The 1,624-nt window shown below is 40.7% G+C and carries 2 protein-coding genes and 1 pseudogene; all 3 read left to right on the forward strand.

What is annotated here, in order from left to right; genetic code table 11:
* The first annotated feature begins 180 nt into the window (after window positions 1–180).
* The 3 genes and pseudogenes from ACKTSF_RS14435 (at window position 181) to ACKTSF_RS14445 (ending at window position 1,612) form a co-directional block, all read left to right on the forward strand.
* A complete protein-coding gene (locus tag ACKTSF_RS14435) occupies window positions 181–459 on the forward strand; it encodes a BRCT domain-containing protein (protein ID WP_020923847.1) in 279 nt (92 codons plus the stop codon).
* Window positions 460–729: 270 nt separating this feature from the next.
* Window positions 730–1,071: pseudogene (locus ACKTSF_RS14440) on the forward strand (replication initiator protein A); the annotation flags it as partial.
* 259 nt (window positions 1,072–1,330) lie between these two features.
* Window positions 1,331–1,612, forward strand: coding sequence for a type II toxin-antitoxin system RelB/DinJ family antitoxin (locus tag ACKTSF_RS14445; RefSeq protein WP_002819873.1), 282 nt, complete (start codon window positions 1,331–1,333; stop codon window positions 1,610–1,612).
* Window positions 1,613–1,624 lie beyond the last annotated feature (12 nt).

The following is a 1,624-nucleotide window of genomic DNA, read 5'->3' on the forward strand; positions in this document are numbered from 1 at the left end:
CGACCGACGAACTAAGGGGAAACTTTTAGTAGTAGAATTGTACTCTGGTTCAGTTATTCCAAATAGCTGATTCCAGGGAACAATTCTGCGCTCAAAACGTCACTCCCTCTAAACTGAATGGAAAACCATAACCCGTCAAGTCAAAACCAACATTAGAATCAAGAAAGTTGATGATTTAAAATGCTTGATTTAAGAGATTGTGAGATTGCTTTTACCGGACGTCTAACTACCATGACTCGGGATCAAGCTTTTAGTTTGGCGAAAGTCTTTGGGGCGAAACCACAAAATTGGGTTACGAAACAGACAGATTATTTAGTGGTTGGGTTAATTGAGACGGCTTTAGGTGAGGAGCCCATCACAAAAAAGTTATTGACGGGAACACCAACGATTTCAGAACGGGATTTTTTGGACTGGTGTCAGGCACGATTGGCGCAATGGTCTAGGAGTTTAGGCGGTTAAATTCACAAAGTGAGTTTACTGATTTTTTGGGGATTTTTCATCTAGACCACTCCTCTCCCGTCAAATTTCACAAAGGCCAAATAATGGATCGTTGTTTTATCAGGGCATGAAGGGTTTACTTGGGATAAGCCGCCTTATGTGAAGTAGAAATTGGTATACTAAAAAAGGCTCCCGGTTTAACACTGGAGGTCTTTTTTCTAGGTTACATATTTTGAGGATGAATGTTTTTATCTTCGTAGCTTTTACTTGGGTGCTGTAACATGATGAATACTGCTTAGTTTTTGGTGCCGTACCTCGCAACAGATGCGTCGCTTCGTTGGTATTATCTTAAATGCTAAGTACCGAGTTGAGAAGGATCATAAAGATATTGGCGTCATAATCCCACTGGACGACGAAGAACTTAAATTTTTAATGACTAAAGCCTTGAGACGTTACTTTAACGCCCTAAGAAGTAATGAGAAGCACATCAAGAACGTGGAAAATTACCTGTACGGCACCATGCAAAACCTATTTGGCGTTTGGTGGAATAAACAAGCGGCTAGAGAATATGCGGCCAAACACCCCGAAAAAGAAAAGCCGGCCGACAACGACAACAGTGGGTTGTACTACTAGTCATAAAAGACTTCAGAATACTTTCTAAGCGGTTTTAAGACTTACACACCTCTTTATACTTAAGCTAGATTTAAATGGATTAAACAGAAGAATAGGGGCTTTTAAATAAGTGTCAGAGCTAACCAGGCTAATCAGCTCAAAAGTTCAGCCTTTAGATCAACGCCAAGCTCAAGTGATTTGAGGCCAGGGCTTTATCTATTGATAAGGTACTCAAAAGGTAGTATAATGGTAGTAGTAAAAGAAAGGAGATGAGACAATCATGGCAGTTAAGGAAAAGAAACGGGTCCAAGTCAAGATTGATAAAGATTTGGCCGATGATACCGAAGCAGTTTTAAGCGAATTGGGCTTAAATCCAACCACGGCCATTAACATGTTTTACAAGCGGATTGTTGCTAATGGTGCTTTACCTTTTAATGCGTCTTTAAGCGAAGAAGAAAGAGCTAATTTACGCTTTTTAAAGGCGACCGAAGGGACACCAGTCACCGAGTTCAAAGACGCTAAAGAGGTCGCTGATTGGCTCAACGATCCAGATGAGGACTAATGACTTAGTCAG

Origin of the sequence: Levilactobacillus muriae, assembly GCF_045862015.1 — a bacterium.
Taxonomy (GTDB): Bacteria; Bacillota; Bacilli; order Lactobacillales; family Lactobacillaceae; genus Levilactobacillus; species Levilactobacillus muriae.

Coding starts and splice junctions, on each gene's coding strand:
- ACKTSF_RS14435 (WP_020923847.1), top strand. CDS start 181: ATGCTTGATTTAAGAGATTGTGAGATTGCTTTTACCGGACGTCTAACT.
- ACKTSF_RS14445 (WP_002819873.1), top strand. CDS start 1,331: ATGGCAGTTAAGGAAAAGAAACGGGTCCAAGTCAAGATTGATAAAGAT.